This is a genomic window from Pseudomonas sp. SMV7, from assembly GCF_052041995.1.
Classification (GTDB): domain Bacteria; phylum Pseudomonadota; class Gammaproteobacteria; order Pseudomonadales; family Pseudomonadaceae; genus Aquipseudomonas.
In genome coordinates, this window is record NZ_JBKGGT010000024.1 from 17,031 (window position 1) to 34,257 (window position 17,227).

Consider the following 17,227-nt stretch of genomic DNA (forward strand, 5'->3'; position numbering starts at 1 on the left):
GGAGGGCGTTTCAAGAACTGGCGAGCCTAGCAGACGACGGTCGGTGCAAGCGACAACTTGCACTGGCGCGACGCTCTGGTATTATTCGCCGCCTAATTACGTGCGGTATTCAACAATTGGTGTTGGGTGGCGGCACGCAGCTCGAGGAAGTGACCATGAAAGCAGATATTCATCCGAACTACGAAGTAGTTGCAGTCACCTGCAGCTGCGGCAACAAGTTCGAAACTCGTTCGACCCTGGGCAGCACCCTGGCGATCGACGTTTGCAACCTGTGCCACCCGTTCTACACCGGTAAGCAGAAAGTCCTGGACACCGGTGGTCGCGTACAGAAGTTCGCCGATCGCTTCGGTATGTTCGGTACCAAGAAGTAATCATGCGCATGGCGAACCCCTCGGGTTTCGCATTGCTGCAAAAAAGGGCGCCCCTCGTGGGCGCCTTTTTTATGGCCGTCATCTGGCACCTTCCGGCCCAGGCTTTCTGCCCGTTGCCGGACAGGCCGCAACAGGTGGCAGTGCGCCACGTGGTAGATGGCGACACCTTGCGTCTGGTCGACGGTCGCAGCGTGCGGCTGATAGGTATCAATGCCCCGGAAATCGGCCGTAACGGGCGTACCAGCGAACCCTATGCGGAGGCCGCCAAGCGGCGCCTGCAGGGATTGGTCAAGGCCAGTGACGGGCGTGTCGGTTTGGTGCCTGGCATCGACAGCAAAGACAAGTACGGCCGAACCTTGGCGCATATCTACGCCAGCAATGGCGACAATCTGGAAGCACAATTGCTCGTCGAGGGCTTGGGCTATCGGGTGGCAGTTGCCCCCAATGTGCGCCTCAGTGCTTGCCACCAGCTTGCCGAGCAGGCGGCGCGCAAAGCGGGTGCCGGCTTATGGCGACGCTCGCCAGTGCTGCGTACCGAACAGCTGCGGCAGTCCGGTTTCGCCGTTGTCGCCGGCCGTATCCAAGCTGTGCAGCGCAACCGTGGCGGAGTTTGGCTGAACCTGGACGATGCCGTGGTGCTGCAGGTTCCCGCTCGTCTGCAACGTAACTTCCCCGCCAGCTTCTTCGATAACCTCAAGGGACGCCAGGTCGAGGCGCGCGGTTGGGTGCTGGATCGTTCCCGCAAGGGCGGCCTCAAGCCAGGGCAGCGGCGCTGGGTGTTGCCATTGACCGATCCAAGCATGTTGGAACGTATTTCAGGCTAAAAGTTGTAGACATTTCGCTATCAGATTGTACACACTGTCAGCCGTATGCGCCGTGGGTTATAGCGTAAAGTCGTAGGCTAAAGGCCTTGACACAAGTGACCGGCCAGTCTTGTGGCTCCCCGGCTCTTTGCGTATCCTCGGCGGTCCGTCAGAACAGTAAACAGCGGAATGCCCACCATGTCAGACCTGAAAACCGCCGCTCTCGAATATCACGCCCAACCTCGTCCGGGGAAACTGAGCGTCGAACTCTCCAAGCCCACCGCCACCGCTCGCGACCTCGCCCTGGCCTACAGCCCAGGCGTTGCCGAGCCGGTGCGTGAAATCGGCCGTGATCCGGAGCTGGCTTACAAATACACCGGCAAGGGCAACCTGGTTGCGGTGATTTCCGATGGCACTGCCATCCTCGGTCTGGGCGACCTCGGCCCGCTGGCCTCCAAGCCGGTCATGGAAGGTAAAGGCGTACTGTTCAAGCGTTTCGCCGGTATCGACGTGTTCGACATCGAAGTGGAATCGGAAAGCCCGCAGGCATTCATCGACACCGTTCGCCGTATCTCGATCACCTTCGGTGGTATCAACCTCGAAGACATCAAGGCCCCTGAGTGCTTCGAAATCGAGCGTACCCTGATCGAACAGTGCGACATCCCGGTGTTCCACGATGACCAGCACGGTACCGCCATCGTGACTGCGGCCGGCATGATCAACGCCCTGGAAATCGCCGGCAAGAAGCTGGAAGACGCCAAGATCGTCTGCCTGGGTGCTGGCGCTGCCGCCATCTCCTGCATGAAGCTGCTGGTGAGCATGGGCGCCAAGGTCGAGAACATCTACATGATCGACCGCAGCGGCGTGATCCACGCTGGCCGCGACGACCTGAACCAGTACAAGGCGCAGTTCGCCCACGCGACCGACAAGCGTACCCTGGCTGACGCCCTCGACGGTGCCGACGTGTTCGTAGGCCTGTCGGGCCCGAACCTGCTGAGCGCCGAAGGCCTGAAGTCGATGGCTGCCAACCCGATCGTGTTCGCCTGCTCGAACCCGGACCCGGAAATCTCGCCGGAGCTGGCACACGCCACCCGCAGCGACGTGATCATGGCTACCGGCCGTTCCGACTACCCGAACCAGGTCAACAACGTACTGGGCTTCCCGTTCATCTTCCGCGGTGCCCTGGACGTGCGCGCCAAGCGCATCAACGAAGAAATGAAGATCGCTGCCGCCATCGCCCTGAAGGACCTGGCCAAGCTGCCAGTACCGAAGGAAGTCTGCGAAGCCTACGGCGTCGAAGGCCTGGAGTTCGGCCGTGAGTACATCATTCCAAAGCCGCTGGACGCCCGCCTGATCACCGTCGTTTCCGACGCCGTGGCCAAGGCTGCCATCGAATCCGGCGTTGCGACCCTGCCGTATCCGAAGCACTACCCGCTGAAGAGCGTGGATGACGTGTTCAACGGCTGATTGCAGCTGAGCGACACAAAAAAGCCCCGGCTCGCATGAGCCGGGGCTTTTTGTTTGTCGCTGTCCCGATGGGTGTGGCCCCACCGGGGGCTTCAGAACAGATCCATCGGTGCCGCTTCATCCGCTGGCAGCGGGCTGCCAGGCGCCGCTCCGGTGCCCAGCTCGTCCACCGAAGGCGGCGAGTCCTCGGCCTTGAACAGCTCGAAGTAGGCATTCGGCGTGCTTGGCGAGGCGGCCCGGCCGCTGACCGGATCGACGCGCAGGCTGAGGATGCCCTCCGGCTCCGCAGGTGGATGTTCAGGCTTGTCCTTCAGTGCCGCGCCCATGAAGCTCATCCAGATCGGGAGAGCCGCCGTGCCGCCGTATTCGCGACGACCAAGGGTTTCCGGTTGGTCGAAGCCGACCCACACGGTGGTCACGTAGTCGGCGTTGTAGCCGGAGAACCAGGCGTCCTTGGACTCGTTGGTGGTACCGGTCTTGCCGGCCAGGTCGGTACGGCCCAGGGCCAGCGCCCGGCGGCCGGTGCCGCGCTTGATCACATCCTGCAGCATGCTGGTAAGGATGTAGGTGGTACGCCCGTCGATGATCTGTTCGGCCACGGCTGGTGCCTGCGGTGCTGCAGCTGGCACCTGGCTGAAGGCAGGCGTTTCACCCGGCATGGCTGCGGTACTGATCGGCTGTTCGGGCGCCGCCAGGCCAGCGTGGTCCTCGGCGCCTTGCGGTACCCGGGCCGGGTTGGCGGTGAACAGGGTCTCGCCGTTGCGGCTCTCGATGCGCTCGATCAGGTACGGGGTGACCTTGTAGCCGCCGTTGGCGAAGGTGCTCCAGCCGGTGGCGATTTCCATCGGGGTCAGCGTAGCGGTGCCCAGGGCCAGCGACAGGTTGCGCGGCAGGTCCTGCTTGTTGAAGCCGAACTTGGCAATGTAGTCGATGGTGCGGTCCACGCCCATGGCCTGCAGCAGGCGGATCGACACCAGGTTACGCGACTTGTACAGGGCCTCGCGCATGCGGATAGGGCCAAGGAAGGTGTTGGTGTCGTTCTTCGGTCGCCAGACCTTGTCCAGGTACTCGTCGACGAACACGATCGGCGCATCGTTGACCAGGCTGGAAGCGGTATAGCCGCTATCCAGGGCGGCACTGTAGATGAACGGCTTGAAGCTGGAGCCCGGCTGGCGCTTGGCCTGCATGGCGCGGTTGTAGTTGCTCTGCTCGAACGAGAAGCCGCCAACCAGCGCGCGGATGGCACCGCTGTAAGGGTCGAGGGTGACCAGCGCACTCTGGGCGCCAGGTACCTGGCTGAATTTGAGCTTGCCATCCTCCAGGCGCTGGACCCGTACCAGGTCGCCGACCTGGGCTACATCTGCCGGTGACTGCGGTGAGCGGCCCTGGGCATTGCTGTTGATGAACGGCCGGGCCCACTTCATGGTGTCCCAGGCCACCAGTTCTTCCTGGCCGCTACGGGTCAGCACCTTGAGGCCAGTCTTCTCGACCTGGGTGACGATGGCCGGCTCCAGGCCCCCCAGTGTGCGCTGCTTGCCCAGTTCCTGCAGCCAGGCCGCCTGGGTGCGGCCCGGGAAGCGTGCTTCCGGCCCGCGGTAGCCGTGGCGCTCGTCATACTCGGAGAGGCCGTTGAGGATGGCCTTGTTGGCCATTTCCTGCATGTCACTGGGCACCGTGGTGGTGACGCGGAAGCCTTCGGTGTAGGCATCGCTGCCATAACGGCCGACCATTTCGGCGCGGGCCATTTCCGCGATATAGGGTGCGTTCACTTCCGGTGTGGGCACGTGATAGCTGGCATTCAACGGCTCGGCCAGGGCTGCCTGGTAGCTGGCTTCGTCGATCTTGCCCAGCTTGTACATGCGGCCGAGGATCCAGTCGCGGCGCTCCTTGGCGCGCACCGGGTTGGCCAGCGGGTTGAAGCGCGACGGGGCCTTGGGCAGCCCGGCGATCATCGCCATCTGCGCCAGGCTCACATCGCGGATCGACTTGCCGTAGTACACCTGCGCCGCGGCATCGATACCGTAGGCGCGGTTGCCCAGGTAGATCTTGTTCACGTAGAGCTCGAGGATCTCGTCCTTGGTCAGCTCGCGTTCGATCTGCAAGGCCAGCAGGATTTCGTTGGTCTTGCGCGAGAAACTGCGTTCGCTGGTTAGGAAGAAGTTTTTCGCCACCTGCATGGTGATGGTGCTGCCGCCGGTCTGGATGTGCCCGGTTTTCACCAGCTGGGTCGCGGCGCGCATCAGGCTGCTGGGGTCGACACCGTAGTGATTGAGGAAATTGTCGTCCTCGGCTGACAGAAGCGCCTGGATGAATTGTGGGGGAATTTCCGCAAAGCGGATCGGCGAGCGGCGCATTTCGCCGAACTCGGCAATCAGCTTGCCGTCGCTGCTGTAAACCCTCAGGGGGATCTGCAACTGGATGCTTCTGAGCGAATCGACCGAGGGCAGGCTGGGGCTAAGATACAGAAACGCACCGCTCACACCGAGTACGAGCGCGCAGATGACTGCGACGGAAGACCACCAGAAGAACTTCAGCAGGCGTATCAAGGCTTTTCGGTGTCCAGGTTGGGAGTGGATTGCACGCGGGTCCGGCGGACCAAAAAACGCTGGGCATTATAAGCATTTTTTAGCCCCTCCGGGTTACCGGTCAGGCTGCCCGTCGCCTCGAAGCGCCGGCGCGGCCCGGTATTGGCGGGGTTGCTACAGATAGCTGCGACTATGACAAGGAAGCCACGATGCTAGGACGCTTCGGCAAGGATGCGGGTTCACTCGTGGGGGTGGAAATTGCCCCTGATACTGTTCGGCTCGTGCAACTGCAGCGGCGCGGCCGGCGCTACCGGGTGCATGCCTCTGCGCAGGAACCGTTCGAACTGTCGGTTGGCAAAGACTGGCTGGCAGAGCCCGCGACGGTGGTGGCCGCCTTGCGGCGCGCCTGGCGCCGCAGCGGCCTGGGGCAGCGCCGGGTCGCGCTGGCGCTGCCGGCCAACTTGGTGATTTGCAAGCTGTGCCAGCTTCCAGCGGGTCAGGATGAGGCGGAAATGGAGGCCCAGTTGCTGGCGGACGCAGAGCGGTTGTTTCCTTTTCCGTTGGAAGACCTGGCTCTGGATTTCCAGGTCATCGGGGGCTCCGGCGTTCAGCCAGGTTGCGTCGAGGTAATGGTGGCTGCATGTCGGCAGAGCGCGATGACGCCCCTCGAAGCCATTGTCGACGAGGCGGGGTTGCAGTTGGAGGCCGTGGAGGTCGACAGCATTGCCCTGTGCCGCCTGTTGCCGGACAGCGACGCCGAGACAACAGCGCTGCTGCGTATCGAAGCGCACGGCGCGACGCTTCATGACTGGCAGCCGGGGCGGCTGTACCAGCGCCGGGACCTGCAAGTGGTTGGAGCGGGTATGAAGGAGCGGTTGCCCGAGCACCTGCACGCGCTGCTTGCCGATGGGCCCCGGCCCGCGTGCCTGTGGCTTGCCAGCAGCACCCCGATCGACCCGGGCTGGCTGCAAGGCCTGAGTGCCCGGCTGCACATGCCTTGTCGGCATCTGCCCGGCCTGGCTGGGCTTGAGCACGTCGATGGCTCGATGATCCTGGCTTGCGGCCTGGCACTTGGCGGGCTGCAGGCATGATGCGGCTGAACCTGCTGCCCTGGCGCGAACGGCAGCGCCAGGCCGTACTCCGCCGTTTGCGCCGACAGCTGGTCGCTGGCGCACTGTTGGCCCTGGGTGCTGTGACGCTGGTCGACCAACTGGCCCGCCAACGCGGCGAGCGCCTGGCCCTTGCCAACAGCCAGCGCGAGGCAGCCATTGGCCTGTTGAATGAACAACTGCAGCCGCTGGCCGATGTGCGAGAGCGGCATGAAACCCTGCTCGCCCGGGCGACGTCACTGGAAAGCTTGCGCGCCGATCAGGATGTACTCGCTGACGTGTTCGCAGACCTTGAGGCTGCGTTGCCCCAAGGCATTCAGTTGCTCGATCTCAGCCTTGAAAACGGTCGCCTGCAGGTGACCGGGCTGGCCACGTCCGGTGCCGTGGTCGCGCAGTTCATGCGCGACCTGGACCGCTCGAGTGCACTGCTTGACCTGGAACTCAAGCGCATCAAAAGCCTGCCGGGCGGCGATGAGTTTCTACTGAGTGCGCGTGTTTCGGCGTTCTGGTCATGAATGCAACAAAGCTGCTGGCCTGGCTGACTGCGGTCGGTCATACCAATCGTTTCAGGCAACTGGCACCCATACTGGCGGCCGTGGCGCTATTCGGCCTGGGCTGCATGATCCGCCTGCCGGCGCCGTTGCAGCAGCAGGCACTCGAGACAGCCCGGCACGCCGAGCTGACCGGGCAACAGGCCGCCAGTGCTGCGCGGGTGGGCGAGCTGGAGCAACTGCAGGCGTCCGTGACGCTTGCCGAGCAACGTTTGGGGGAGGCTCAGTGGCAGCTGGCGGCCGGCGAGGGCATGAGTGATCTGCTCGACCGCCTGGCGGCAATGGGGCAGGCCCATGGTCTGCTCATCGAGCAGGTCGTCGTCCAGGAAGGCGAACAACAGGCCGGCTTTCGCCGGGTACCTCTGGAGCTGCAGTTGGTGGGGCGCTACACGGCCTTGCGGCAATGGCTGGGTGATTGGCTGGGCCAGGCGCGAGTGTTGCGCGGCGATTACCTGCGGCTGGCTGCAGCCGATGGCCTGCCTGGCCTGCTGCGCCTTCAGTTGCGGGTTGATACCTATCAGGCGCTGGCGCCCACGCCGGCACCCGCCGTGCTGGCGCGGATGCCGGCCAGGGCTGCTACGCCGGTACCAGCGATCGACCCGTTCGCCCCAGGGGCGTCGCGGCTGCCGAGCGACGGGCTGGCCAGCGTGCCGTTGGCGCAGTTGGAAATGGTCGGCAGCCTGTCGCGCGGAGCCACGCATGAAGCGCTGCTGAGGGTAGCTGGCAGGCTCTACCGTGTGCGCCTGGGCGACCGGGTGGGACGTGACCAAGGCGTAGTGACGCAAATCGACCCGCGTCAGGTCGAGGTGCGCGAAAAGCTGTTCATGGCGGGAGGTTGGCGCGAGCGCACGGCCTTCCTCACCCTCGCAAAGCGCCTGGGCAAGGAGGCCCCGGATCAGAATGAAACGAGTGATGAAGTTGGGGCTGGTAGCCCTGCTGTCGACCCGGCTGGCATCGGCCACGCCGTACCAGGGTGAGCCGCTGTCGCTGAACTTCCAGGATGTGGAGGTCCGCGCGGTGTTGCAGATGCTGGCAGATTATGCCGGCGTCAACCTGGTGGCCAGCGATACCGTACAGGGTAATGTCACCTTGCGCTTGCAGGACGTGCCGTGGGACCAGGCGCTTGATCTGGTGCTGCGCAGCAGAGGGCTGGCCCGGCGCCAGGAAGGCAATGTATTGCTGGTGGCACCTGCATCCGAGCTTGCCACGCAATCGCTCGATACCCGCGTGGAGCAGGCATTGGAGGCGCAATTGCAGCCGTTGCGCCGGGAGCTGCTGCCCATCCACCATGCCAAGGCTGCCGAACTGGCGGAGTTGCTGATGGCGAGCCTGGCTGATGACGGCATTCTCGCCGGGCGCGGCAGCCTGAGTGTCGATGAGCGCACCAACACGCTGGTGGTGCACCAGCCGGCCGAGCGCCTTGCCGAATTGCGGCAACTGGTGGCGCAGTTGGACGTGCCGGTACGTCAGGTAGTGATCGAGGCGCGTATCGTCGAGGCCAACGTTGATTACGAGAAGAGCCTCGGCGTGCGCTGGGGCGGGCCGCTTTACCAGGAAGGCCCGCAACCGGGCAAAGACCTGTTCGTCGACCTCGGCCTGGAGCGTGCCGGCAGCAGCATCGGCCTCGGCCTGCTGCGTGGGGGCGTGCTGCTCGACCTCGAGCTTAGCGCCATGGAAAAGAGCGGCAACGGTGAGATCATCTCGCAGCCCAAGGTGGTCACGGCCGACAAGGAAACCGCCAGGATCCTCAAGGGCACCGAGGTGCCCTACCAGGAAACCAGCAAGAGCGGCGCCACTTCGGTCGCGTTCCGCGAAGCCTCGCTATCGCTGGAGGTGACCCCGCAGATCACCCCGGACAACAAGGTGATCATGACCGTCAGGGTGACCAAGGACGAGCCGGATTACGTCAACGCACTGAACAATGTGCCGCCGATTCGCAAGAACGAGGTCAATGCCAAGGTACGCGTCATGGATGGCGAAACCATCGTGATCGGCGGCGTGTACTCGACTTCGCAAAACAATGTGGTCGACAAGGTGCCATTTTTCGGCGATCTGCCGTATGTTGGGCGGCTGTTTCGACGCGATGCATTACAAGAGAAAAAATCCGAGCTGCTGGTCTTCCTGACTCCGCGTATCATGAGTGACCAGGCGATTGCTGTGAGTCGTTGATTCTGTGCGAAATTTGATACTTGTGGGACCCATGGGTGCTGGTAAAAGCACCATCGGACGCCTATTGGCCAAAGAGCTGCGCCTGCTGTTCAAGGATTCCGACAAGGAAATCGAACTGCGCTGCGGCGCCAACATCCCGTGGATTTTCGACAAGGAAGGCGAGCCGGGTTTTCGTGACCGTGAACAGGCAATGATCGCCGAGCTGTGCGCACTCGACGGCGTGGTCCTGGCAACCGGCGGCGGTGCGGTGATGCGCGAGGCCAATCGTCAGGCACTGCGCCGGGGTGGTCGGGTGATCTACCTGCATGCCTCGGTGGAACAACAGGTTGGCCGTACCGCGCGCGACCGCAATCGCCCCCTGCTGCGCACGGCCAATCCCGAGGCAACCTTGCGTGCCCTGCTGGAGACCCGCGACCCGCATTACCGCGAAATCGCCGACCTGGTGGTGGAAACCGACGAGCGGCCACCACGCATGGTGGTGATCGACATTCTCGAGCGCTTGCAGCAGTTGCCGCCCCGGTAACCCGGGACTATTCTCGGCCACCAGCGCCGAGGCGAGGTTGAACGTTACCGTGTGGCGCCGCCGCGAAGGCGCCGCGCTCAAGTACATTGTGGGGATACATGCAGACACTTAAGGTCGACCTGGGCGAGCGTAGCTACCCGATCTACATTGGCGAAGGCCTGCTGGACCAGCCCGAGTTGCTGGCGCCGCATATTGCCGGGCGGCAGGTTGCCATCGTTTCCAACGAAACCGTCGCGCCGCTGTATCTCCAACGCCTGAGCAAGACCCTGGGTGCCTATTCGGTACTGCCGGTGGTGTTGCCCGATGGCGAGGCCCACAAGAACTGGGAAACCCTGCAACTTGTCTTCGACGGCCTGCTGGCGGCGCGACACGACCGTCGTACCACCGTGGTCGCCCTGGGTGGTGGCGTGATCGGTGACATGGCCGGGTTCGCCGCGGCCTGCTACCAGCGGGGCGTCGATTTCATCCAGGTGCCGACCACCCTGTTGTCCCAGGTCGATTCCTCGGTTGGCGGCAAGACCGGCATAAATCACCCGCTGGGCAAGAACATGGTCGGCGCCTTCTATCAGCCCAATGCGGTGCTGATCGATACCACCACCCTCAACACCCTGCCGGCACGCGAACTGTCCGCAGGGCTGGCGGAAGTGATCAAGTATGGCCTGATCTGCGACAAGCCCTTCCTCGCCTGGCTCGAAGATAATATGCAGGCGCTGCGTGCCCTCGACCCGACGGCGCTGACCGAAGCCATCCGCCGTTCCTGCGCGGCCAAGGCCGCAGTGGTAGGGGCTGACGAACGCGAGTCAGGCGTGCGGGCCACGTTGAACCTGGGGCATACCTTCGGGCATGCCATCGAGACCCACATGGGCTATGGCGTGTGGCTGCACGGCGAAGCCGTTGCAGCGGGCACGGTGATGGCCCTGGAAATGTCCATGCGCCTTGGCTGGATCAACCAGGCCGAGCGCGATCGCGGAATCCGCCTGTTGCAGGACGCAGGTTTGCCGGTGGTGCCACCACAGGAAATGACCCCGGCGCATTTCATGGAGCACATGGCGGTCGACAAGAAGGTGCTCGACGGCCGTCTGCGTCTGGTGCTGCTGCGCCAGATGGGCGAGGCCGTAGTTACCGACGACTATCCGAAAGAGATACTACAGGCCACGTTGTCGGCGGATTACCGCGCGATTGTGGCCCAGCTTTGAGGTTGTGACAGCGCAATGACCAGTTTGCATGCCGATGAGGCCTTTCTCGACCATTACCAGTTGAGCCACGATCCGTTCGCACCCCGCGTGCCCGGTTTCAAGTTCTTCCCGGCCCAGCGCAAGCCCGTGCTCGGCCAGTTGCACCACCTGGCGCGTTACAGCCAATTGATGCTGGTGGTCAGCGGCCCGCTGGGCAGCGGCAAGACCCTGCTGCGCCAGGCCCTGGTGGCCAGCACCAACAAGCAGGCGGTGCAGAGCGTCGTGGTGTCTGCCCGTGGTGCCAGCGACGCGGCCAGTGTCCTTGGCCAGGTCGCCCAGAGCCTGGATGTGGCGCAGCCGGAAATGCAGGCAATCCTGGCCAAGGTGGTGCAATTGGCACTGACCGGCCAGGAAGTGTATTTGCTCGTGGACGATGCGGAACAACTTGACGAGTCGGCACTCCAAGCGTTGCTGGAATTGGCCGCAGGCGTACCGGAGGGGCGCCCGCATGTGTTCCTGTTCGGTGAACCTTCGCTGATTGCCGGGCTGGATGAGCTGAATATCGAGGAAGAACGCTTCCACATCATCGAGCTCGCCCCCTACAGTGAAGAAGAAACCCGCGAGTACCTGGAGCAGCGCCTGGAAGGTGCTGGCCGGGGCATCGAGGTGTTCACCCGCGAACAGATCGTCGATATCCATGAAAACTCTGACGGTTGGCCTGGCAACATCAACCAGGTCGCCCGTGACACTTTGATCGAAGCCATGATCGCCAGCCGCTCCACGGCCAAGCGACCATCCATGGGGTTCAAGATGCCTAAAAAACACGTGCTCGCGTTGTCCGCTGTGGTCGTGGTCGCCGTAGCGGCCGCGGTATTGATGCCCAGGAAAGGCGACAAGGCACCCGCCGAGGCGCCCGTCGCCCAGGCACAGCTGCCGCTGGGTGAAGGCCAGGGCAATGGTGGCAACCCGGCCATCGAGTTCTCGGGTTCGTCCCAGCCGATGCCGCTACCACTGGTTGGCCAGTCGCAGCCGGTGATGCGCGAGCCGCTGGCCCAGGCTGCCGGCATGGGCGAGGGCGAAGAGGGCAGCCCGGCCGGTGATACCGCGCTGCAGCCTGGCAACCCGCCGCCTACCGTGACCACCATCGCGCCACCGCAGGGTGTGCAGGCGGGCCCGGCGCCAGTACCTGCCCAACCTGTCGCCGTTGCGCCGGCCCAGCCGGTACAGCCACAGCCGGTTGCGCCTGCGCCCAAGCCTGTCGCAACCCAGCCGGTCAAGCCGGTTGCGCCAGCCAAGCCAACCCCGGCGCCGACCCAGGTCGCCGTGGCCAAGCCAGCCGCCAAGCCTGCCGAGAAGCCAGCTGCTGGTGGCAGTGGCAACAGTGGCTGGTACGCCGGGCAGAAGCCGGGTAATTACGTGGTGCAAATCCTGGGTACCAGCTCCGAAGCGTCGGCCCAGGCCTTCGTCAAGGCCCAGGGTGGCGACTATCGCTACTTCAAGAAAAACCTCCAGGGCAAGCCGCTGTACGTCGTCACTTACGGCAACTTTGCCAACCGTGATGCGGCGGTTGCGGCAATCAAGAACTTGCCAGCGAAGGTCCAGGCTGGTAAACCTTGGCCACGTACCGTCGGCAGCGTTCAACAAGAGCTTGCCACGGCTCGCTGATTACCTTCCGGGCGGCACCACCCCGCTGCCCAGTTGCTGAGCGATTACAGAACTTCGACTAGCCTGCTGTGCCTGAGCGCGGCAGGCTTTTCTGTCCCAGACTGCCGGCCAAAAGCCTCACTTGCAGTCATGGCTGAAACGCTTCAGACTCGAGCCAAGTCGCTATCACGGCGTGCGGCGTAAAAACATTCAAAATTGCGACATAAATTTTCAATGGTGAGACATGAAAATTTGTGAGCATCGCTGTCGCTGTGCAACAATGGTTTTCCATGGCCACCGCAAAAAGCTGGCGTTTGATCGGCGTGGATGGTAAGTGGTTGTTAAAAAAGAGATTTGCCTCCGTTGAGAGGTGAACCTGGTGAGAATGTGTCTATGAAAACAGGTCTGTACCATCCCGAAGAATTCAAGGACAACTGTGGTTTTGGCCTGATCGCCCACATGACGGGTGAACCGAGCCACCACCTTCTGCAAACCGCCATGCAGGCACTGACTTGCATGACCCACCGCGGCGGCATCAACGCCGACGGCAAGACCGGTGACGGTTGCGGTCTGCTCATGCAGAAGCCCGATCAGTTCCTGCGCGCCGTGGCCCAGGAAACTTTCGCCGCCGAGCTGCCCAGGCAGTACGCCGTCGGCATGGTGTTCTTCAACCAGGACCCGGTCAAAGCCGAAGCCGCCCGTGCCAACATGGACCGCGAAATCCTCGCAGCCGGCCTCAAGCTGGTCGGCTGGCGCAAGGTGCCGATCGACACCAGCGTGCTCGGCCGCCTGGCCCTGGAGCGCCTGCCGCAGATCGAGCAGGTATTCATCGGTGGTGAAGGCCTGAGCGACCAGGAATTCGCCATCAAGCTGTTCAGTGCCCGTCGCCGTTCGTCCGTGGCCAACGCCCACGACGCCGACCACTACATCTGCAGCTTCTCGCACAAGACCATCATCTACAAAGGCCTGATGATGCCGCGCGATCTGGCGGCGTTCTATCCGGACCTGGGTGACGAGCGCCTGCAAACCGCGATCTGCGTGTTCCACCAGCGCTTCTCTACCAACACCTTGCCGAAATGGCCGCTGGCGCAGCCATTCCGCTTCCTCGCCCACAACGGCGAGATCAACACCATCACTGGCAACCGCAACTGGGCCATGGCCCGTCGCACCAAGTTCGCCAACGACCTGATCCCTGACCTCGAAGAACTCGGCCCGCTGGTCAACCGCGTCGGTTCCGACTCTTCGAGCATGGACAACATGCTCGAGCTGATGGTTACCGGTGGCATCGACCTGTTCCGTGGTGTGCGCATGCTGGTGCCGCCTGCCTGGCAGAACGTCGAGACCATGGACGCCGACCTGCGCGCCTTCTACGAATACAACTCCATGCACATGGAGCCATGGGATGGCCCGGCCGGTATCGTCATGACCGAAGGCCGCCACGCGGTGTGCCTGCTCGATCGCAACGGCCTGCGCCCGGCGCGCTGGGTGACCACCAAGAACGGCTACATCACCCTGGCTTCGGAAATCGGCGTATGGGACTACAAGCCCGAGGACGTCATCGCCAAGGGCCGGGTCGGCCCGGGGCAGATCTTCGCCGTTGACACCGAAACCGGTCAGATCCTCGACACCGATGCGATCGACAACCGCCTGAAGTCGCGCCACCCGTACAAGCGCTGGCTGCGTCAGCATGCCACGCGCATCCAGGCGACGCTGACCGATGACCAGGGCGTGGCCAGCTACGACTCTGACCAGCTCAAGCAGTACATGAAGATGTTCCAGGTCACCTTCGAAGAGCGTGACCAGGTGCTGCGCCCGCTCGGTGAGCAGGGCCAGGAGGCGGTCGGTTCGATGGGGGACGACACGCCGATGGCCGTGTTGTCGCAGCGCGTGCGCTCGCCTTACGACTTCTTCCGCCAGCAGTTCGCCCAGGTGACCAACCCGCCGATCGACCCGCTGCGCGAAGCGATCGTCATGTCGCTGGAAATCTGCCTCGGCGCCGAGCGCAACATCTTCCAGGAGTCCCCCGAGCACGCTTCGCGGGTGATCCTCAGCTCGCCGGTCATCTCGCCTGCCAAGTGGCGCTCGCTGATGAACCTGGAGCGCGAAGGCTTCGACCGCCAGTTGATCGACCTCAACTATGAAGAGAGCGTCGGCCTGGAAGCAGCCATCCGCAACATCGCCGACCAGGCTGAAGAAGCGGTGCGCAGCGGCAAGACCCAACTCGTGCTGAGCGACCGCTACATCGCCCCGGGCAAGCTGCCGGTACATGCGTCGCTGGCCGTTGGCGCGGTGCACCACCGCCTGACCGAGCAGGGCCTGCGCTGCGACAGCAACATCCTGGTGGAAACCGCTACCGCTCGCGACCCGCACCACTTCGCCGTGCTGCTGGGCTTCGGTGCCTCGGCCGTGTACCCGTACCTGGCCTACGAAGTGCTGGCCGACCTGATCCGCACCGGTGAAGTGCTGGGTGACCTGGACGAAGTCTTCAAGTACTACCGCAAGGGCATCTCCAAGGGCCTGTTGAAGATCCTGTCGAAGATGGGCATCTCGACCATCGCCTCGTACCGCGGTGCGCAGCTGTTCGAAGCCATCGGCCTGTCCGAGGAAGTGGTTGGCCTGAGCTTCAAGGGCGTGTCCAGCCGCATCAAGGGGGCGCGCTTCGAAGACCTGGAAAGCGACCAGAAGCTGCTGGCTGCCGAAGCCTGGAGCGCGCGCAAGCCGATCCAGCAAGGTGGCCTGCTGAAGTTCGTCCACGGTGGCGAATACCACGCCTACAACCCGGACGTGGTCAACACCCTGCAGGCTGCGGTGCAGCAGGGCGACTACGCCAAGTTCAAGGAATACACCACGCTGGTCGACCAGCGTCCGGTGTCGATGATCCGCGACCTGCTGAAGGTGAAAGTGGCTGAGCAGCCGCTGCCGCTGGAGCAGATCGAGCCGCTGGAGGCCATTCTCAAGCGCTTCGACTCCGCGGGTATTTCGCTGGGTGCATTGTCACCAGAGGCGCATGAGGCGTTGGCCGAGGCCATGAACCGCCTGGGTGCGCGCTCCAACTCCGGTGAGGGCGGTGAAGACCCGTCGCGCTACGGCACTATCAAGAGCTCGAAGATCAAGCAGGTGGCCACCGGTCGCTTTGGCGTGACCCCGGAATACCTGGTCAACGCCGAAGTGCTGCAGATCAAGGTTGCCCAGGGCGCCAAGCCCGGCGAGGGCGGCCAGCTGCCAGGCGGCAAGGTCAACGGCCTGATCGCCAAGCTGCGCTACGCGGTGCCGGGTGTGACCCTGATTTCGCCACCACCGCACCATGACATCTACTCGATCGAAGACCTGGCGCAGCTGATCTACGACCTCAAGCAGGTCAACCCGCAGGCCCTGGTGTCGGTCAAGCTGGTGGCCGAAGCTGGCGTCGGCACCATCGCTGCCGGTGTGGCCAAGGCCTATGCGGACTTGATCACCATCTCGGGTTACGACGGTGGTACCGGTGCTTCGCCGCTGACTTCGATCAAGTACGCTGGCGCCCCGTGGGAGCTGGGCCTGGCCGAAACCCACCAGACCCTGCGCGGCAACGACCTGCGCGGCAAGGTCCGGGTGCAGACCGACGGTGGCCTGAAAACCGGCCTGGACGTGATCAAGGCGGCGATCCTCGGCGCCGAGAGCTTCGGCTTCGGTACCGCTCCGATGATCGCCCTGGGCTGCAAGTACCTGCGCATCTGTCACCTGAACAACTGCGCTACCGGCGTCGCCACCCAGAACGACAAGCTGCGCAAGGACCACTACATCGGCACCGTCGACATGGTGATCAACTTCTTCACCTTCGTCGCCGAAGAAACCCGTGAATGGCTGGCCAAGCTGGGCGTGCGCAGCCTGGGCGAGTTGATCGGGCGTACCGACCTGCTCGATGTACTGCCAGGCGACACCGAGCGCCAGCAGTACCTCGACCTGTCGCCGCTGCTGGGCAGCCCGCACATCCCGGCGGACAAGCCGCAGTTCTGTGAAGTCGACAAGAACCCGCCGTTCGACCAGGGCGAGCTGGCCGAGAAGATGGTTGAAATGGCCATGCCGGCCATTCGCGACCAGGCGGGTGGTGAGTTCAGCCTCGACATCTGCAACTGCGACCGCTCCATCGGGGCACGTGTATCGGGCGAAATCGCCCGCCTGCACGGCAACCAGGGCATGGCCGCGGCGCCGATCACCTTCCGCTTCAAGGGCACTGCGGGCCAGAGCTTCGGCGTGTGGAACGCCGGTGGCCTGAACCTGCACCTGGAAGGCGACGCCAACGACTACGTCGGCAAGGGCATGACCGGTGGCAAGGTCACCATCGTGCCGCCAGCCGGCAGCCCGTTCGAAACCCAGCACAGCGCCATCGTCGGCAACACCTGCCTGTACGGCGCGACTGGCGGCAAGCTGTTCGCCGCCGGTACCGCGGGCGAGCGCTTCGCTGTGCGTAACTCTGGCGCCCACGCTGTTGTCGAGGGTACTGGCGATCACTGCTGTGAATACATGACCGGCGGCTTTGTCTGCGTCCTGGGCAAGACCGGTTACAACTTCGGTTCTGGCATGACTGGCGGCTTCGCCTACGTGCTCGACATGGACAATACCTTCGTCGACAAGCTCAACCACGAGCTGGTGGAAATCCAGCGGATCAGTGGTGAAGCGATGGAGGCCTATCGCAGCCACCTGGCGCGGGTCCTTGCCGAGTACGTCGAGGAGACCGGCAGCGAGTGGGGGCGTGAGCTCTCGGAGAACCTGGACGACTACGTGCGGCGCTTCTGGCTGGTCAAGCCAAAGGCGGCCAACCTGAAGCAACTGCTGTCCAGCACCCGTGCCAACCCGCAGTAATAACAGCTGCAAGTGACGGCCCCGTGCGCGGGGCCTGTCGTGCTCAAGTGA

Annotated in this window: 12 protein-coding genes; 11 read left to right on the top strand and 1 reads right to left on the bottom strand. The window is 63.6% G+C overall.

Features of this window, described 5'->3' with window-relative positions; translation table 11 throughout:
• Positions 1-155: 155 nt before the first annotated feature.
• The 3 genes from rpmE to ACLEJP_RS22750 all read left to right on the top strand — a co-directional run bounded on the left by rpmE (position 156) and on the right by ACLEJP_RS22750 (position 2,641).
• Positions 156-371, top strand: a complete 216-nt coding sequence (gene rpmE / locus ACLEJP_RS22740) for a 50S ribosomal protein L31 (RefSeq protein WP_003257833.1) — start codon at positions 156-158, stop codon at positions 369-371.
• 2 nt (positions 372-373) lie between these two features.
• Complete coding sequence (locus tag ACLEJP_RS22745) at positions 374-1,195, top strand: thermonuclease family protein (protein WP_440810128.1); 822 nt, start codon at positions 374-376, stop codon at positions 1,193-1,195.
• A gap of 177 nt (positions 1,196-1,372) precedes the next feature.
• Positions 1,373-2,641 carry a malic enzyme-like NAD(P)-binding protein gene (locus ACLEJP_RS22750; protein WP_440810130.1) on the top strand — a complete coding sequence of 423 codons (1,269 nt, stop codon included), beginning with the start codon at positions 1,373-1,375 and terminating at the stop codon, positions 2,639-2,641.
• Between the two features lie 92 nt (positions 2,642-2,733).
• Here the strand turns inward: ACLEJP_RS22750 and ACLEJP_RS22755 are convergent, their stop codons facing one another.
• The gene (locus ACLEJP_RS22755) at positions 2,734-5,184 is read right to left on the bottom strand and encodes a penicillin-binding protein 1A (RefSeq protein WP_440810202.1); all 2,451 of its coding nucleotides are present in this window, start codon (positions 5,182-5,184) and stop codon (positions 2,734-2,736) included.
• Between the two features lie 191 nt (positions 5,185-5,375).
• On the opposite strand from ACLEJP_RS22755, the gene pilM reads away from it, so the two are divergent.
• The 8 genes from pilM (at position 5,376) to gltB (ending at position 17,176) form a co-directional block, all read left to right on the top strand.
• Positions 5,376-6,257: a type IV pilus biogenesis protein PilM gene (gene pilM, locus ACLEJP_RS22760; RefSeq protein ID WP_440810133.1), complete on the top strand. Its 882-nt coding sequence runs from the start codon at positions 5,376-5,378 to the stop codon at positions 6,255-6,257.
• A complete protein-coding gene (locus tag ACLEJP_RS22765; RefSeq protein WP_440810135.1) occupies positions 6,254-6,790 on the top strand; it encodes a PilN domain-containing protein in 537 nt (178 codons plus the stop codon). The genes pilM and ACLEJP_RS22765 overlap by 4 nt, the downstream gene beginning before the upstream one ends.
• The gene (locus ACLEJP_RS22770) at positions 6,787-7,803 is read left to right on the top strand and encodes a pilus assembly protein PilP (protein WP_440810138.1); all 1,017 of its coding nucleotides are present in this window, start codon (positions 6,787-6,789) and stop codon (positions 7,801-7,803) included. The genes ACLEJP_RS22765 and ACLEJP_RS22770 overlap by 4 nt, the downstream gene beginning before the upstream one ends.
• The gene (locus tag ACLEJP_RS22775; RefSeq protein WP_440810140.1) at positions 7,727-8,995 is read left to right on the top strand and encodes a type IV pilus secretin PilQ; all 1,269 of its coding nucleotides are present in this window, start codon (positions 7,727-7,729) and stop codon (positions 8,993-8,995) included. Before ACLEJP_RS22770 ends, ACLEJP_RS22775 begins: the two co-directional genes overlap by 77 nt.
• Positions 8,996-8,999: 4 nt before the next feature.
• Positions 9,000-9,518 (top strand): shikimate kinase AroK, encoded by a 519-nt coding sequence (gene aroK, locus ACLEJP_RS22780; RefSeq protein WP_440810143.1) that lies wholly within the window; start codon positions 9,000-9,002, stop codon positions 9,516-9,518.
• A gap of 98 nt (positions 9,519-9,616) precedes the next feature.
• The gene (aroB, locus tag ACLEJP_RS22785) at positions 9,617-10,714 is read left to right on the top strand and encodes a 3-dehydroquinate synthase (RefSeq protein ID WP_440810149.1); all 1,098 of its coding nucleotides are present in this window, start codon (positions 9,617-9,619) and stop codon (positions 10,712-10,714) included.
• A 15-nt stretch (positions 10,715-10,729) separates the two neighbouring features.
• Positions 10,730-12,358, top strand: a complete 1,629-nt coding sequence (locus tag ACLEJP_RS22790; protein ID WP_440810152.1) for an AAA family ATPase — start codon at positions 10,730-10,732, stop codon at positions 12,356-12,358.
• A gap of 372 nt (positions 12,359-12,730) precedes the next feature.
• Positions 12,731-17,176, top strand: coding sequence for a glutamate synthase large subunit (gene gltB, locus ACLEJP_RS22795; RefSeq protein WP_440810154.1), 4,446 nt, complete (start codon positions 12,731-12,733; stop codon positions 17,174-17,176).
• The last annotated feature ends 51 nt before the right edge of the window (positions 17,177-17,227 follow it).

What these genes read in the sequence shown, in the direction of transcription:
- aroB (WP_440810149.1), top strand. Translation starts at nt 9,617, where the DNA reads ATGCAGACACTTAAGGTCGACCTGGGCGAGCGTAGCTACCCGATCTAC.
- ACLEJP_RS22765 (WP_440810135.1), top strand. Translation starts at nt 6,254, where the DNA reads ATGATGCGGCTGAACCTGCTGCCCTGGCGCGAACGGCAGCGCCAGGCC.
- ACLEJP_RS22790 (WP_440810152.1), top strand. Translation starts at nt 10,730, where the DNA reads ATGACCAGTTTGCATGCCGATGAGGCCTTTCTCGACCATTACCAGTTG.
- ACLEJP_RS22770 (WP_440810138.1), top strand. Translation starts at nt 6,787, where the DNA reads ATGAATGCAACAAAGCTGCTGGCCTGGCTGACTGCGGTCGGTCATACC.
- gltB (WP_440810154.1), top strand. Translation starts at nt 12,731, where the DNA reads ATGAAAACAGGTCTGTACCATCCCGAAGAATTCAAGGACAACTGTGGT.
- ACLEJP_RS22775 (WP_440810140.1), top strand. Translation starts at nt 7,727, where the DNA reads ATGAAACGAGTGATGAAGTTGGGGCTGGTAGCCCTGCTGTCGACCCGG.
- ACLEJP_RS22745 (WP_440810128.1), top strand. Translation starts at nt 374, where the DNA reads ATGCGCATGGCGAACCCCTCGGGTTTCGCATTGCTGCAAAAAAGGGCG.
- ACLEJP_RS22750 (WP_440810130.1), top strand. Translation starts at nt 1,373, where the DNA reads ATGTCAGACCTGAAAACCGCCGCTCTCGAATATCACGCCCAACCTCGT.
- pilM (WP_440810133.1), top strand. Translation starts at nt 5,376, where the DNA reads ATGCTAGGACGCTTCGGCAAGGATGCGGGTTCACTCGTGGGGGTGGAA.
- rpmE (WP_003257833.1), top strand. Translation starts at nt 156, where the DNA reads ATGAAAGCAGATATTCATCCGAACTACGAAGTAGTTGCAGTCACCTGC.